Source organism: Rhizobium sp. BK312 (assembly GCF_014193605.1).
In the GTDB taxonomy this organism is placed as follows: domain Bacteria; phylum Pseudomonadota; class Alphaproteobacteria; order Rhizobiales; family Rhizobiaceae; genus Rhizobium.
Map to the genome: position 1 here is coordinate 365,854 of NZ_JACHZP010000002.1, position 16,248 is coordinate 382,101.

The window sequence follows — 16,248 nt, forward strand, 5'->3', positions numbered from 1 at the left end:
CCTGAATGCTATGAAGCCACCTCGAACGCCGCTCTGACAAGGCGTTCGGTGTAAGCCGTCTTGGGATGCGATAGGACTTCTTCGACCGGCCCTTCCTCCATGATCTTGCCGTGCTGCATGACAATCACACGATGGCAAAGGGCGCGGACGACCTTGAGGTCGTGGGAAATGAAGAGATAGCTCAGACCCCGTTCGTCCTGCAGCTTGCGCAGGAGGTCGATGATCTGGGCCTGGACGGAAAGGTCGAGGGCCGAAGTCGGCTCGTCGAGCAGAATGAATTCAGGCTCGAGCGCGATGGCGCGGGCAATCGCGATGCGCTGGCGCTGGCCGCCGGAAAACTCGTGCGGGAAGCGCGAGAGAATATTGGCCGGCATGCCGGCACTGACGAGCGCTTCCTTGACGCGGTCCAGCCGCTCAGCCTTGTTGGCGCCGAGATTGTTGACAATCAGCCCCTCGCAAATGATCTGGCCGATGGTCATGCGCGGATTGAGCGACGAGAAAGGATCCTGAAAGACGATCTGCATGCGCGAGCGCAAGGGGCGCATTTGAGCGCGCGACCGGCCGTGGATCGGCTGCCCGTCGAAGAAAATCTCGCCGCCATCGGTATCGATCAAGCGCAGCAGCGCCTGGCCGAAGGTGGTCTTGCCCGAGCCGGATTCACCGACAAGGCCGAGCGTTTCATGGCGGCGTAGCTCAAGATTCAGTCCGCCGACGGCGACGAGCTCGCGCATGTCGGGTTTGAAGAAGCTGCCGTGACGCAGCATGAAGGCTACCTTGACGGACTTGCCTTCGAGCACCGTGTCGCAATTCGGCGGCAGCGGCTTTGCATGCCCGCGCGGCTCCGACGTCAGGAGATGCCGCGTGTAGGGATGCTGCGGATTGGTAAAGAGTGCTTCGGTCGTATTGTGCTCGCGCATCTCGCCATGCTGCATCACATAGACATAGTCGGAGAACTGACGCACCACGGTCAGGTCGTGGGTGATCAGGATGACCGCCATGCCGAGCTGCTTTTGCAGGTCGCGTATCAGGTTCAGGATCTGCGCCTGCACGGTAACGTCGAGCGCCGTTGTCGGCTCGTCGGCGATCAGCACGTCTGGATCGTTCGCGAGCGCCATGGCGATCATCACGCGTTGCCGCTGTCCACCCGAGAGCTGGTGCGGATATTGTTTCAGCCGGGCTTCCGGCTCGGGGATCTGCACCTGCTTCAGAAGATCGAGCGCACGCTTTTCGGCATCGCGGCGGCTGACCTTGCGATGGACTCGTATCGCTTCGACGATCTGCATACCGATCGTGTAGATCGGATTGAGCGAGCTCATCGGCTCCTGGAAAATCATCGAGATGCGGTCGCCGCGCAGCTGCCGCCGTGCTTTCTCCGAAAATTTCAGCACGTTCTTTCCGTCGTAATGAACAGCGGCTTTGTCTGAAACCACCGCACGCTTGGTCAGGAGACCCATGACAGTGCGGGCCGTTACCGATTTTCCGGAGCCGGATTCGCCGACGATCGCGATGGTTTCTCCGCGATAAAGCTGGAAGGTGATGTCCTTGACGGCATCGACCATGCCGTCCTCGACCTTGAACTTGACGGCAATATTGCGGGCGTCGATGACGGGCGAGGTGGTCTTTTCGCCGGCATCGTGCCTGGTGTCGGGAGCATAGGGATTGACGAGTGCGGGAGCCATATCCGTTCTCCTCAATAGGGGTCGATTGCGTCGCGCAGGCCGTCGCCGAGCGCATTGAAGGCGAAGACGGTAACGAGAACGAAGGCGACGGGCGAGAGGATCCAGGGATAGGAGCCAATGACCGAATAGGTCGACGTATCCTGCAGCATCAGGCCCCATGAGATCAGCGGCGGCTTGACGGCAAAACCCAGGAAGCCGAGGAAGGATTCCAGCAGTACGACGCTCGGGATAGCAAGCGTCACCGCGACGATGACGTGGCTCATGACGTTCGGCAGGATGTGCTGCAGGATAATGCGCCAGTCGGTTGCTCCGACCGCCATCGCGGCGCGGACATACTCGATCCGCGCCAGCGCTAGCGTCTTGCCGCGAACCTCGCGGGACATCTGCGCCCAGCCGAGCGCCGACATCACGATAATGACGAAGGCGAGGAAGACGTTCGTAGGCGCAGTCACCGGGATCAGGGAGGTCAGCGCCAGATAGAGCGGCACTTGCGGGAAAGCCAGCACGACCTCGACGAAGCGCTGGATCCAGGCGTCCACCGTACCACCGAAATAACCGGAGATCATGCCGATCGTCGTGCCGACGATGGTGACGATGGAAACCACGGTCAAGGCGATCATCAGCGAGATGCGCGAGCCATAGATGGCGCGCGACAACACATCGCGTCCGAACTTGTCTGTGCCGAGGAAATGCACCGGACCGCCGTCGATCGCGCCGAAGAGATGGCGGTTGCCGGGGATCAGACCAAACAGATAGTAGGGATCACCCTTGACGAAGAAGCCAAGCAGGCGCGGGTGGTCATAGTCCGGCCCGACGATCGGCTGTAAGGTGACCGGGTCGAGATCCGTCGTCTCGGCAAGCGCATAGACGCGGGGCAGAAAGACGAAGTTGCCGTCCTTGTCATGGAAACTGATGACCTGCGGCGGCGCAAAGCCGGTATCGGTCGCCTTCGGATCGAGAGGCGCGACGAATTCGGCAAAGATCGCCATCAGTAGCAGCAGGATGACGAGAACGAGACCGCTCATGCCCGTCCAGGAGCGCTTCAGACGCCGCCAGACCAGTGCGATATAGCTTTCATTGCCGCTTTTGTGCTGGATCTTTTCTTCCGGCGATGGCGGGGAGTTGCTGAAGGCGAGCATCAGTGTATTCCTCCCTGTTGACGGACACGCGGATCGAGCAGCGCAAGCAGCATATCGGCGATGATATTGCCGATGATGAGGGTGGCCGAAAGCACCATCATGAAGGTTGCCGTCACATAGACGTCGCCGATCGCCATCGAGCCGACGATGGCCGGGCCGACGGTCGGCAACGTGAAGATGATGGCAGTCTCGATCTCGCCGGTCAGCATGTAAGGCAGGACAACCCCTTGATACATTACGAGTGGATGCAGCGCGTTCGGTACGGCATGACGCATGACGACGGCGGCTCCGGAAAGGCCTTTCGCCCGCGCGGTCTCCACATATTGAGCATTCAGCGTGTCGAGAAGATTGCCGCGCATGACGCGCATATTGTAGGCAAGGCCGCCGAAGGTCGCGATCGCAACGACAGGCCAGACATGCCTGACTAGATCGACGAACTTGGCCCAGGACCAGGGCGCGCCGCCATATTGCGGCGAGAAGAAGCTGCCGATCTCCGAGACGTTGAGCTGGAAGACGAGAAGGTAGACAATGATCAGCGCCATCAGGAAGCGCGGTACTGTCATGCCCAAAAAGGAAATGCCCGACAGGAGGCTGTCGATCCAGCTATATTGCCGTGTCGCTGCCCATATGCCGAAGCCGATGCCGAGAACGGATGCGAAGATGTGGCAGACCAGCGCAAGAGCCAGTGTCCGCGGCAGGCGCTCTCCAACGACATCGGCGACGGGCTTGTTGTAGAACATGCTGTAGCCGAAATCGCCCCTGGTGACGATACCGCCGATCCAGTTGACGTATTGAACGACCAGCGGCTTGTCGAGCCCATGTTCGCGGCGGTAAATTTGTGCTTGCTCATCGGCTTGCGCGAAGGATGCACCGCCCTGGTTCATCAATTGCGAGCGTATGTAATCAGCGTAGTCGCCGGGTGGTGCCTGAATGATCGCAAAGGTCACCACGCTCAGGATGAAGAGCACGGGAATGGCGGAAGCTATTCGCACGAGCAGGAATCGTAACATAGAACGGTTCGCTTCTCTTGATGCTGTCGGCGGTCTCGTCCCATCGGGATGATATACGCCAGCGGTTCAATTCTATCCCGGCGACAGCTGATCGCTGGATGTTTCAAGCCCCATGGCAACCGGCATCATACCGGCTGCCATGGGTATTTCATGCAACCTTACTTGATCGGACCGGCGCTGCCAGGAGCGCCCGGAAGCCCTTCTGGGAAGAGTTCGTACTTGCCCTGCTTGTCGGCTGCGACCCAAAGGCGCTCGCGGATGATCGAGTCCTCTGCCCAGTTGAACAGGAAGATCGGCGTACCCGCAGGAACGTTGGAGAAGCGCTTGTTGATGATCAGCGCACCAGGATACTCGGTCAGACCGATATTGTAGAGGTGTCCCGTCGAGATCTTCTGGAACTGCTTCATCAAAGCCACGCGTTCGTCGTTGTCCTTCGATGTCGTGAATTTGCTGACGACATCCACCATGTCCTTTTCGAAGGGCATGAGATCAACCGTACCATCCGCACCCGCACGATGGTTCCAGCTCGTGCGGGGACCGACAGGTGCGAGCTGCTCCGTATTCTGGACGACCGAGGCGAGCTCCGTAGTGTTACGCCGAACCATCCAATCGAAACGACCGCCATAATTGGCATCGTCACGCTTGGGTCCGTCGAGCGCATTGATGATGACGCGCAGCCCGAGCTTCTCCATCTGGCCAACGACGCCTTCGGCGAGGCTCTTGTCGGTGGTGTAGTCGTTGCTAACCAGCAGGGTGATCTCGACATCCTTGCCGCCGTTGACGCCCGCCGGGAAGTTTACGATGCCGTCGCCGTCGGTATCCTTCAGACCAGCCTTCGCAAGCTCGGCCTTAGCCGCAGCAAGATCGAACGGATAATAGACGGTGGAATTACGATCGTAGAAGCTGCTGCCGGAGGAAAGACCGCCCGGGTAGATCGCCGTGAACGGGCCCTTGACCAGTGACTCGCCGAGGGACTTGCGGTCCAGCGCCATCGTAACAGCCTTGCGGAAATCCTCATTGCGGTTCAGGTCGCGAACGGCCTGAGCACGGGGATCGGGACTGCCCCAGCCATTGGCGGAGAAATTCATCTGCAGGTTATAGCCGATGAGGCGAGGGCCGAAGGCAAGACGAGCCGGCGCATCGGGCTGTGCGGCGCGCTTCAGCGAAGCGACGAAATTTTCCGGTTGCTCCAGGTTTGAAATGTCACCAGAACCGGCAACAGCCTGGACGTCACGGTCCGCCCAGGTCGAGAGCTTGTAGTGCAGCTCATTGAGGTAGGGCAACTGATTACCCTTCTCGTCGACCTTCCAGTAGTAGGGATTGCGACGCAGGACGATGATATCATCCGGCCGGTATTCGACTGGAACCCAGGCACCCATGACCGGAATGTTCATATATTCCGGCGGGAAAGCATTCTTGAACTGATCGTAGGTGTTCTTGGAATATTTTGGGTGCTGCGGCTTCAGGATGTGCGACGGGCCTGGGCAGAAATTCGGATAGGCCATCGTATAGAGATATTGCTTCGGGAAGGCATCCTTGAACGTCCATTCGACGGTGTAATCGTCGATCTTCTTCAGCGTCGTTCCTTCGCCGAAAGCTTCCGGCGATGCGCCGCCGCCAAGCGGCGAGACGTTCGGGTCGATGACCTCGTCTTCCCAGTAGAACATGATGTCATCGGCATTGAAGGGCACGCCGTCGGACCATTTCGCGCCTTCGATCAGATGCATGGTGAGCTTATGGCCGTCGGACGACCATTCCCAGCCCTTGGCAAGGTTCGGTAGCGGTTCGGTATCCTTTGCTTCCACCTGGAACAGGGGAGCCGTGCGCGTCAGGCATTCCGAAAGGGCGATGTCGATGCCGCCCCAGCCTTGGGTTTGCCCGGCGCCGTAGTTCCAGCCTTCCGGCCTGCCGCCGATAACATGGCGCATGGTATCGCCGTAGACGCCGATGCCGTCGGGCATGTTGCCGGTCTTGAAGACGAGCGGCTCTTTCGGCAGGCGATCCTTGACGGGCGGCAGCTTGCCGGTCTTGACGAACTTGTCCGTGATCCAGGCGGGCTCGTGATATTCCGGCAGCGCCTTGAACTCCAGGATGGAGTTGCGCTCGACATATTTGATCTTGCCCTCAGCCGGGAAAACCGGCGGAACGGGCGGCACTGTCGGCTCGGCTGCATAGGCGCTGATGGCGATCGCGGATGTGGCAATCGTCAACGCGGCGAGAAGGCCGATCGGTCGAAAATGTCTCATCTTGTTCTCTCTCCCAATATCGCGAGCTTTCCGTTCGAGGCGTCGCGTTCCTCCCGTAAAACGGAAGACGGCCGGCTGCGGCGGGATATCACCCCTCTGCCGCCGCAGCCATTGTCTTCCGATCTGCTGTTCGTTAGCCGGCCTGCTTCAACGCGGCCTTTTCTGCCCGCAATTCCTCGATCGAGCGTACGTTGCGGCTTGCTGCACCCTTCCAGTCACGCGTCTTGACCTTCCCCTGCGACAGACGCTCCTTTGCGCCATCGACCGCATGGGCATATTGCGGCAGCCAGCGCGCTTCCGCGACGACCATTTCGTCGACCATCTGCCAAACCTCCTCCGGTGTGGCGACGGCACCGACCAGCGGATCATGCAGGACGGCAAGCTTCAAGAGGTCGATATCGCCGCTGATAGCCGCATGGACCGACATGCGCTGAACGTTGATCGAGGATATGCAGGTCGCTGCACATGCCTCCGGCAGAGTAATTCCCGCCACCATGTTGATGCCGAAGCGATCGACGAAGCCGGGTGACTCGATGATGGCATCGGCGGGCAGATTGGTGATGACGCCATTGTTCTTGACGTTGAAATGGCCACGATAGACGCGATTGGTTTCCAACGCCTCGAGAATATGGCTGGCATGCTCATTGGAGCGGCGTGCCGGGTCGATCGGTTGCGAGGCGCTATCGAGGATCTGCTGGAATTCCGTCTCGAACCAGTTGCGTGTCTCGGTGGAATGACGCAGATAGCCGCCGGTCTCGCCATGGATCCAGTCCGACATGTCGATCCACTTGTTGATCTCGTCGGGGCGCTTGCGATACCAGGGCAGGTATTCCGACAGGTGTCCGTTGCTCTCCGTCGAATAGACGCCGAAACGCTTGAGAACGTCGATACGCAGCTTTTCCTGCTTTGAATAGACCGGATGCGCCTCGAAGGCTGCGATCAGCTCATCCTTGCCGATCTTGCGACCGTTGAAGCGCAGATCGACGAACCAGGTCTGGTGGTTGATGCCCGAGCAGATATAATCGAGTTCGTTCTTGTCCTTCGCGCCGAGCACTTCGGCGATCTGTTCGGCTCCATGCTGGACGCCGTGGCAAAGGCCGATCGTGTCGACCTTGCCGTATTCGATCGCCGCCCAGGTGTTCATCGCCATCGGATTGGCATAGTTCAGGAACTTGGCGCCCGTCTCTGCGACTTCGCGGATATCCTTGCAGAAATCTAGAATGACCGGAATGTTGCGCTGGCCGTAGAGAATGCCGCCGGCGCAGATCGTATCGCCGACACATTGATCGATGCCGTATTTCAGCGGGATGCGGATATCTTCGGCATAGGCTTCGAGGCCGCCGACGCGCACGCAGCTGATGATATAGCGTGCGCCTGACAGTGCCGCGCGGCGATCCGTCGTGGCCGTGACACGTGTTGGCAGCTTGTTGGCTTCGACGATGCGATCGAGGATCGCCTTGATCATCGTCAGATTGTGCTCACTTACGTCGGTCAGCGCGAATTCGACGTCGCGGAATTCCGGCACGCAGAGAATGTCGGTGAATAGCTTTTTCGTGAAGCCTACGCTGCCGGCGCCGATAATAGCGATTTTGAAACTCATGATCCTCACCTTCAAGTCGATCGAATAAGCAGCGGCAGGGAAATCGACAGCATTTTGGTCCATGATCGCAGCGATTGCGACACTGGCCGAAATCGTGATTTTTCCTCCGATCGCCGTTCCTCGCCGGCGAGCATGCGCTGTTTTCTGGCGGGATTATGCCTATAATCACGGAGGCGAACAGAGAACTATTATGCTTTTGAGGGTAATTTTGTGCTGCAAGAATTGATCGATAACGGACAGGTCATGCGGACGGTTTCCCTGCCGCGTGGACGCCACCGATTGCACGCCATGCCGACCAGTGCGGGATATGAAATCCGCGACGACGAACCCTATGATTGGGATGGACGACGGCGCGGCCTCACACCGTTCACCGTCCTACAGCACACGATCAGCGGCACGGGTCGCCTGCGCTATGAAAGCCGTAATTATCGCGTCAATGCCGGTGATACGCTGCTCGTTCTCGTGCCGCATAATCATCGCTATTGGCTGGAGAAGGGGGAGCGCTGGGAATATTTCTGGATTTCCATGAACGGCGAGGAAGCGCTGCGCATCCATCGGCTGATCCTCACCGCAGCCGGTCCGGTGTTGAAGCTGCAGCAGGCGACCATCGATCATCTTGCCGATTGCAGCCTTCGGCTCGTCAAGGGCGCCACGACGCCGGCTTCGGCTTCGGCGATCGCCTATGAAGCGGCCATGGCGCTCTATGACGACGTCTTCGGCTCGCATGCCTTTGCTGCCGACCGCTCCGTCATGCAGATTGTCATCGACCACATCAATGCCAATCTCGACAAGCCGCTGCCGGTCGAAGAGCTTGCAAAGGTGGGCGGTCTCAGCCGCGCGCATTTTTCGCGCGTCTTCGCCGAGAGCGAAGGCGTGCCGCCGGCTGAATTCGTGCTGCAACAACGGATGCAGCGCGCGGCGAAGCTGCTGACGAAGGCTGCCTTCATTCCCGTCAAGGAAGTCGCGATCATGTCGGGCTTCGACGATGCCAATTATTTCTCCAAGGTATTTCGCCGCATCTACGGCATCAATCCGACGGAGTTTCGCACGACAGGCATGTATGCCGCCGTGCGCAGTCCGGTCGAGGAGACGAAGAACGCGCGGAGCCGATAGATCCATGATGGGTCGGCATCCTTGCTATCGCTTGTATGCCTTGAAAATCGAAATCCGCCAACTGGTCGCATTGCGCAACGGCGGCGGGCCTGTATAGATATCGCCCCGCGGCGTCCCGCCTGCCTCGCCGCGCGCCTGACTTCCCAGCAACATCTGTTCGTCATCCGATGCGACGGGCTTAATCGATAGGATTGAATATGCGTTCTGTTGTCGCCTTCAATGAATCCTGGACGTTTCATGAAGGGTTTTCGCCCGAGGATGCCGGTCGCCAGCAGGAAGGATGGAGTGTTACGCTGCCGCATACGGCCGTCGAACTGCCCTTCAATTATTTCGACGAGAAATCCTATCAACGCGCCTTCACCTATCAGAAGATCATCAACTGGGACGAGGCCTTCGCAGGCCGCGAGGTATCGCTGATCTTCGATGCGGCCATGGCCGATGCCGTCGTCTATCTGAACGGTGAGGAAATCGTCGCCCACAAGGATGGCTACACGCCGTTCGAGGCCCGGCTGACCGGCCGCCTGCGCAAGGGTGAGAATTTGATCACGGTCAAGATCGACGGCAGCGAGAATCCGCAGATCCCGCCTTTCGGCGGCCGGATCGATTATCTCACCTATGCCGGAATCTATCGCGATGTCTGGCTGAAGGTTGCCGTGCCCGTCTCCGTCGCCAATATCAAGGTCGAGACGACGGATGTCCTTTCCAACCGCAAATCCGCGACGGTGCGCTGCGACATCTCCAATCCGCAAAATCTTGCTTTTAAAGGTACGGTGACCGTTACTTTGCGATCTGCCGGCGGCGTAGCCATCGCTTCCGGCCAGGCTGACACCTCGGGTGAAAGCGTGATGCTCCGCTTCGCCGACCTTTCCGGCCTTTCGCTGTGGGAACTCGACAATCCCGTCCTCTATTCCGCCGACGTGGAGCTTGCGAGCGAGCACGGGATGGACCGTCTTGCCGCGACTTTCGGCTTCCGCACGGCGAACTTCACCGCGGAAGGTTTCCTGCTGAATGGCAAGAAGCTGAAGCTGCGCGGCCTCAACCGCCATCAGGCCTTCCCCTATGTGGGCTATGCCATGGGCCGTTCCGCCCAGGAGCGCGATGCCGAAATCATGAAGCGCACGCTGAAATGCAACATTGTGCGCACCTCGCATTATCCGCAGTCGAAATGGTTCCTCGATCACTGCGACCGCATCGGCCTGCTGGTTTTCGAGGAAATTCCCGGCTGGCAGCATATCGGCGATAAGGAATGGCAGCAGGAATCGATCCGCAATGTACGCCGGATGATTGAGCGCGACTGGAACCATCCGTCCATCGTCATCTGGGGCGTGCGTATCAACGAATCCCAGGATTCGCATGATTTCTACACAGAGACGAACCGGCTGGCGCGCGAGCTCGATCCGACGCGCCAGACCGGCGGCGTGCGTTACATCACCGAGAGCGAAATGCTCGAGGACGTCTATACGATGAATGATTTCATCCTCGGCAATGAGGAACTGCCCGGCGCCAACCGGCCGCGCACGCCGCTGAGGCCGCAGCAGGAAAATACCGGCCTTTCCAAGGATGTGCCCTATCTGATCACCGAATTCGGCGGCCATATGTATCCGACGAAAATCTATGATCAGGAGCAGCGCCAGGCCGAGCATGTGCGCCGGCATCTGGAAGTTCTGAATGCCGCCTATGGCGATCCATCGATCTCAGGCGCGATCGGCTGGTGCATGTTCGACTATAACACCCACAGCGATTTCGGCTCGGGCGATCGCATCTGCTATCACGGCGTCATGGACATGTTCCGCGAGCCTAAATTCGCCGCCTATGTCTATGCCAGCCAGTGCGAGCCCTCCGAAGAGGTCGTCATGAAGCCGGTCACGATCTGGGCACGCGGCGATCGCAATATCGGCGGCGCCCTGCCGTTGATCGTGCTCACCAATTGCGACGAGGTCGAGCTGCGCTACGGTTCTCTGACCAAGCGTCTCGGTCCGGACCGGGAAACGTTCCCGCATCTACCGCACCCGCCCGTCGTTTTCGATCACCGCTCCTTCACGCCGGACGAACTCGGCGTATGGGGCATGGAGTGGGAGGACGTGCATTTCACCGGCTATATCGGCGGCAAGCCGGCGGTGGAGCAACACATGGTCGCCAATCCGCTGCCAACCTCGCTGCAGGTAGAAGCCGATTCTGATACCCTGCGCGCAGGTGAGCGCGATACGGTGCGCGTTATCGTTCGCGCGCTCGATCAGGCTGGCTTGCGTCTTCCTTTCCTCAATGAAGCCATCAAGATCAAGGTTGAGGGTCCGGCGAAGGTCATCGGGCCGGAAACGGTGGCATTCCAGGGCGGGACCACGGGTTTCTGGCTGCAGGCAACCGGAGAAGCCGGTGCGATCAAGCTCGAAGTCTCATCTCCGCGCTTTGCCCGCCAAAGCGTGAGCTTTACCGCAAAATAACGCGCTGCCGGCTCTCTTCCGTCAGGCGGCAGAGCCGGCAATTTCGCCTGCGGCTTGCGGGATCGACTGCAACAGCGTCTGTCGCGCCGAGGCAAGGTGCAGGCGGCAGGCGGCATCGATCCTTTGCTGGTCGCGCGATTGCAGCGCTTCTATGTAGTCGAGATGCTCCGCCACGGCGCGGGCATTGCGCTCGCGGGCAAACGCCTTGTTCCACTGATAGTGATAGTGAAAAATGATGGCAATGACGTCGTAGAACTCGGTGATGAAGCGGTTCTTCGAGGCGCGATGGATGAGGAGATGGAATTTTTCGTCAAGGCGCGAGAAATCGCGGTAGTGCGCGTCGAAATCTTTAAGCAGTTCATGGTGTTCCTGCTCGATCGCCTTGAGATCCTCCCAGGCGTGATGATTGGCCGGCAGGCGGCCGAACTCGGCGGCGGAGTGCAGCTCGAACATTTCGCGCACGTCGGCAAGCTCGAGTGCGAATTCGCTGGTGAAGCCCTTGAGAATCCAGTGGCTGTTCGGCCGCTTCTCGATCAGGCCGAAGCGGCTGAAACGGATAAGGAATTCACGAACAACGGAGGTGCCCGTGCCGATTTCTCGCGCCAGTTCCAGCTCGTTAATCTGCATGCCCGGCTGGGCTTCGTCGGACATGATGCGCGTCATGAAGCTGCGCTCGATGATATTGTGCAGGGAATCGGTTTCTTCCTTGGGGAAGAAATCGGCCTGGGTCGGCAGGCGAAGCACTGTCTTCTGCCGCTTGTTCCACAGAATGATGCCAGCGTCGCTTAGACGCATGAGGATCGCTCGCGCCGTGCTGCGGCTGACGCCAAGTTCGGCTGCGATTTCAGGCTCGCTCGGCAGCTCGGTATCGAGCTTCAAGCGGGCCGCATAGCGATTATAGGCTTCCTTGAAGAGCGTGTTTTGCCTTGCCATTTCCCCCTCACGTCTCGTCGCCGCTCTTTGCCGGTGGCGCTGTCTGAACCATGTCCCGATGGCAGTCAATTGCAGGAGTTCTGTCGAAACCGCAGTTTCCGTCGTCTCCCGCGACGGTCCCCATGATTTCCTCGTTGACACCAAAATGTTTATTGTAGATAAAAAACAAAATCAATGGCGATGGATGTCGAGAGCCTCCGTTAACGCCACCGAAATTGAAATGGCGGCCATCACAAGGGAGAGGTGATGCAGACGAGAACAATCGGCAGGACGGGCCTTGAGGTCACAGAGATCAGCTTTGGCGCTGCGGCGCTGGGCGGCCTCTATCGCGCCTGCCCCCGCGACCAGGCGATGGCGACCCTGCAGGCAGCCTGGGACAGCGGTATCCGCTATTTCGACGTTGCGCCCTGGTATGGCTTCGGCCTCGGCGAGCGCCGCGTCGGCGATTTCCTGCGTGATCAACCAGAAGACAGCTATGTTTTGTCAACGAAAGTCGGCCGCCTCATGCGCCCGGTGCCGACCGACAGGGTGCCAAATTACGGCTATGTCGACCCCCTGCCTTTCGATGCCGATTATGACTATTCCTATGACGGGATCATGCGCTCGGTAGAGTTCAGCTATGCCCGTCTCGGCCTTAACCGCATCGATATTCTCTATGTCCACGATATCGGCGGCTATACCCACGGCAAAGCGCTCAACGAGCATTATCTCGGTCAGCTTCTAGGCTCCGGGCTGAAAGCTCTTGAGGAGCTGAAGTCGTCGGGCGCGATCAAGGCTTATGGTCTCGGGGTCAACGAGATACCGGTCTGCCTGGATGTAATGCATGCGGCCGATATCGATTGCATCCTGATTGCCGGCCGTTACACGCTGCTGGATCGTTCAGCCGTTGCCGAGCTGCTGCCGCTTTGTGAGAAGAAGGGAACATCGCTGGTCGTGGGCGGCGTCTTCAATTCCGGCATTCTGGCGACAGGCCCCGTGCCCGGCGCGCATTTCGACTACCTGCCGGCGACGCCGGATATTTTGGCCAAGGTCGGAGCGATGGAGGAGATTGCCCGCAAGCACGGTCTGCCGCTTGCCCAGCCGGCGCTTCAGTTCCCGCTGCGCAGTCCCAGCGTGGCCTCGGTTCTGATCGGTACGGCGAAGCCCGAAAGTCTTGTTCGCAATATGCAGCTGATGGAGCCAAGGCTTCCCGACCGCCTGTATGAGGAATTCGAAGGGTTGACTGTGGTCGCGCCTCCTTTGGGAGACGAGGCTGTGAGAGTCTAGTAAATTGAGAGCTATCGAGCCGGCCGGAGAGGCGGCTTCGTAGAGGAGGAAAGCCTGTTTTGGCGTCAGTGGCAGTTCCACCGAGCCAAGCGTGATGCCTCAGGGCGTTACGATACCGAGCCGTAAGCGTTCAACGGCGGGTGTGCAGGAAAATAGAGCGCTTTGAGAGGAGAAGCAGATGAAAATTGCCAAGTCACTTCTGTCCCGCCGCAGCTTTGCCGGCCTTGCCGGCGCTGCCGTCATCGCCATGGCGATGCCCATGCAGTCCTTCGCGGCCGACGTGACCATCCCGATCATCGTCAAGGATACGACATCCTTCTACTGGCAGATCGTTCTTGCCGGCGCCCGCCAGGCAGGCAAGGATCTCGGCGTGAAGGTGCCGGAGCTCGGTGCTCAATCGGAATCCGACATCAACGGCCAGATCAGCATTCTCGAAAACGCCGTCGCCGGCAAGCCGGCTGCGGTCGTCATTTCGCCGACCGAGTTCAAGGCGCTCGGCAAGCCTGTGGATGAAGCCGCCAAGTCCGTGCCGGTCGTCGGTATCGACTCTGCCGCCGATTCCAAATCCTTCATCTCGTTCCTGACCACCGACAACGTTCAGGGCGGACGTATTGCCGCTGACGGTCTTGCCGCCGCTGTCAAGGGAGTTACCGGCAAGGAAGAGGGTGAAATCGCCATCATCACCAGCCTTCCGGGTGTCGGCTCTCTCGACCAGCGTCGCCAGGGCTTCCTGGAAGAGGTCAAGAGCAAGTATCCGGGCCTCAAGGTCGTTGCCGATAAGTATGCGGACGGCCAGGCAACCACCGGCCTGAACATCATGACCGACCTGATCACTGCCAATCCGAAACTGGTCGGCGTCTTCGCCTCCAACCTGATCATGGCACAGGGTGTCGGCCAGGCGATCGCCGAAAACAAGCTCGGTGACAAGATCAAGGTCATCGGCTTCGACAGTGACGACAAGACCGTCGGCTTCCTGAAGTCGGGCGTTCTTGCCGGCCTGGTGGTGCAGGATCCCTACCGCATGGGTTACGATGGCATCAAGACGGCGCTTGCCGCTTCCAAGAAGGAAAAGGTTGCCGCCAACGTTGACACTGGCGCCAATCTCGTCACCAAGGCGAATATGAGCGATCCAAAGATCGACGCTCTGTTGAACCCGAAGGTCAAGTAAGTCTAAGGGCCGCGCCCGCGAAATCGGGCGCGGCTTTTTCGTCTGGTCGCTTTCCCAAGGTGGCCGCGCGGCGATGCGAGAGCGAGGAGACCCCATGACGAGCCTGGAAGAAATCAGCCATCGGCACGACGACACCGTCAAAACAGAAGCAAACCGCATTCGGGCCGGTTCGCCCATCCTTGAGCTTAAGGGCCTGCAGAAACGCTATGGTTTCGTCGAGGCGCTGAAGCCGGCAACGATAACGTTTCTCGCAGGAGAAATTCACGCGATTGTCGGTGAAAACGGTGCCGGCAAGTCGACGCTCATCAAGCTGCTGACCGGCGTCATTACGAGAACGGCGGGTGAGATTTTCTGGTGTGGTCACCCGGTTGCGCTCGCAACGCCAAACGAGGCGATCGCCCGCGGCATCAACGCGGTTCATCAGGAAGTGGTGCTCTGCCCGCACCTGACGGTCGCGGCCAATCTTTTTCTCGGCGATGAAGTCAATCGCTTTGGCCTGATGCGCAAGAAGCAGATGGTGACGATGGCGCAGACCGTGCTCGACGATCTCGGTTTCGGATTGCCAGCCGGCGAACTCTTGAGCTCGCTCACGATCGGCCAGCAGCAGCTGGTGGCAACGGCAAGAGCCGCGATGCGCGGTACGCAGTTTCTGATTTTCGACGAACCTACCGCCTATCTCACCCGTCAGGAATCGGCGCAGCTGTTCAAGCTGATCCGTCGGCTTCAGGGCGAGGGCGTAACGATCGTCTATATCAGCCATCGCATGGAAGAGGTGTTCGAGCTCGCTGACCGGGTCTCCGTCCTGCGCGACGGCACGCATGTCGGCACCCGCACGATCGCAGAAACCAACGATGACGAGCTGATCAAGCTGATGATCAATCGTTCCATCGATCAGATCTATCACAAGGAGGAAATCCCGATCGGCGATACCATCCTTGAGACCCGCGGCCTTTCCGGCCCCGGTTTCGAGAATGTTTCGCTGAGCGTCCGTGCCGGCGAGATCGTCGGCCTCTACGGGCTGATCGGAGCCGGCCGCAGCGAATTCGCCCTCGGTCTTTATGGACGCCAGCCGCTTTCTGCAGGCGAAATCTACTGGCAGGGGCGCAAGGTCGATATCCGCAACGAGCGCGATGCGATGGAGCTCGGCATCGCACTGGCGCCCGAAAGCCGGCGCGATCAGGGGCTTTGTCTCAACCTGCCGATCGGCCTCAACATCAATTTGCCCGTGTTCGGGCGGTTGAGCCATGGCCCGATCATCAATAACAAGAGCGAAGCGGCCAATGCAGACAAGCAGATCCGCGATCTCAGCATCAAGACGCCGAGCCGGCGGGTTCTGGTCTCCGCCATGTCCGGCGGCAACCAGCAGAAGGTCGTCATCGGCAAATGGCTGAGCCACGGCGCCAAGCTCTTCATCTTCGATGAGCCGACGGTCGGTGTCGATGTCGGAACCAAGGCCGAGATCTATCGTCTGTTTGCCAAGCTGCTTCGTGATGGCGCCGGCATCATCGTGATCTCGTCTTATCTGCCGGAAGTCTATGAACTGGCCGATCGCCTGCACGTCTTCCGTAGCGGCCAGCTGGTTGCCAGCCATGATTTCCACGCGGCAACGCATGAGGAAGTCCTTGGCGAAGCGATTGGCGTCTAAACGATAAA

Annotated in this window: 11 protein-coding genes; 5 read left to right on the top strand and 6 right to left on the bottom strand. The window is 59.3% G+C overall.

The window, feature by feature from the left end; genetic code table 11:
• Nucleotides 1-8 precede the first annotated feature (8 nt).
• From FHT85_RS06385 to FHT85_RS06405, 5 genes are all read right to left on the bottom strand, one after another.
• Nucleotides 9-1,679, bottom strand: coding sequence for an ABC transporter ATP-binding protein (locus FHT85_RS06385; protein WP_112410358.1), 1,671 nt, complete (start codon nt 1,677-1,679; stop codon nt 9-11).
• Between the two features lie 11 nt (nt 1,680-1,690).
• Nucleotides 1,691-2,818 carry an ABC transporter permease gene (locus FHT85_RS06390; RefSeq protein WP_112410359.1) on the bottom strand — a complete coding sequence of 376 codons (1,128 nt, stop codon included), beginning with the start codon at nt 2,816-2,818 and terminating at the stop codon, nt 1,691-1,693.
• Nucleotides 2,818-3,828: an ABC transporter permease gene (locus FHT85_RS06395; protein ID WP_112410360.1), complete on the bottom strand. Its 1,011-nt coding sequence runs from the start codon at nt 3,826-3,828 to the stop codon at nt 2,818-2,820. Before FHT85_RS06395 ends, FHT85_RS06390 begins: the two co-directional genes overlap by 1 nt.
• A 158-nt stretch (nt 3,829-3,986) precedes the next feature.
• Nucleotides 3,987-6,074: an ABC transporter substrate-binding protein gene (locus tag FHT85_RS06400; protein ID WP_112410361.1), complete on the bottom strand. Its 2,088-nt coding sequence runs from the start codon at nt 6,072-6,074 to the stop codon at nt 3,987-3,989.
• A gap of 133 nt (nt 6,075-6,207) precedes the next feature.
• Nucleotides 6,208-7,674 (bottom strand): alpha-glucosidase/alpha-galactosidase, encoded by a 1,467-nt coding sequence (locus tag FHT85_RS06405; RefSeq protein WP_112336110.1) that lies wholly within the window; start codon nt 7,672-7,674, stop codon nt 6,208-6,210.
• Between the two features lie 210 nt (nt 7,675-7,884).
• On the opposite strand from FHT85_RS06405, the gene FHT85_RS06410 reads away from it, so the two are divergent.
• Nucleotides 7,885-8,787, top strand: coding sequence for a helix-turn-helix transcriptional regulator (locus tag FHT85_RS06410; protein WP_112335835.1), 903 nt, complete (start codon nt 7,885-7,887; stop codon nt 8,785-8,787).
• A gap of 197 nt (nt 8,788-8,984) precedes the next feature.
• Complete coding sequence (locus FHT85_RS06415) at nt 8,985-11,228, top strand: glycoside hydrolase family 2 protein (RefSeq protein WP_112410362.1); 2,244 nt, start codon at nt 8,985-8,987, stop codon at nt 11,226-11,228.
• A gap of 21 nt (nt 11,229-11,249) precedes the next feature.
• On the opposite strand, the gene FHT85_RS06420 is transcribed toward FHT85_RS06415, so the two are convergent.
• Entirely contained in the window at nt 11,250-12,161 is a 912-nt protein-coding gene (locus FHT85_RS06420; RefSeq protein WP_112399597.1) for a GntR family transcriptional regulator, read from the bottom strand.
• A gap of 246 nt (nt 12,162-12,407) precedes the next feature.
• Between FHT85_RS06420 and FHT85_RS06425 the strand changes: the two genes are divergently transcribed.
• From FHT85_RS06425 to FHT85_RS06435, 3 genes are all read left to right on the top strand, one after another.
• Complete coding sequence (locus tag FHT85_RS06425; protein WP_112410363.1) at nt 12,408-13,427, top strand: aldo/keto reductase; 1,020 nt, start codon at nt 12,408-12,410, stop codon at nt 13,425-13,427.
• 178 nt (nt 13,428-13,605) lie between these two features.
• Complete coding sequence (locus FHT85_RS06430) at nt 13,606-14,595, top strand: ABC transporter substrate-binding protein (protein WP_112335830.1); 990 nt, start codon at nt 13,606-13,608, stop codon at nt 14,593-14,595.
• 94 nt (nt 14,596-14,689) lie between these two features.
• On the top strand, nt 14,690-16,240 hold the full coding sequence (locus tag FHT85_RS06435) for a sugar ABC transporter ATP-binding protein (RefSeq protein WP_112410364.1): 1,551 nt from the start codon (nt 14,690-14,692) through the stop codon (nt 16,238-16,240).
• Nucleotides 16,241-16,248 lie beyond the last annotated feature (8 nt).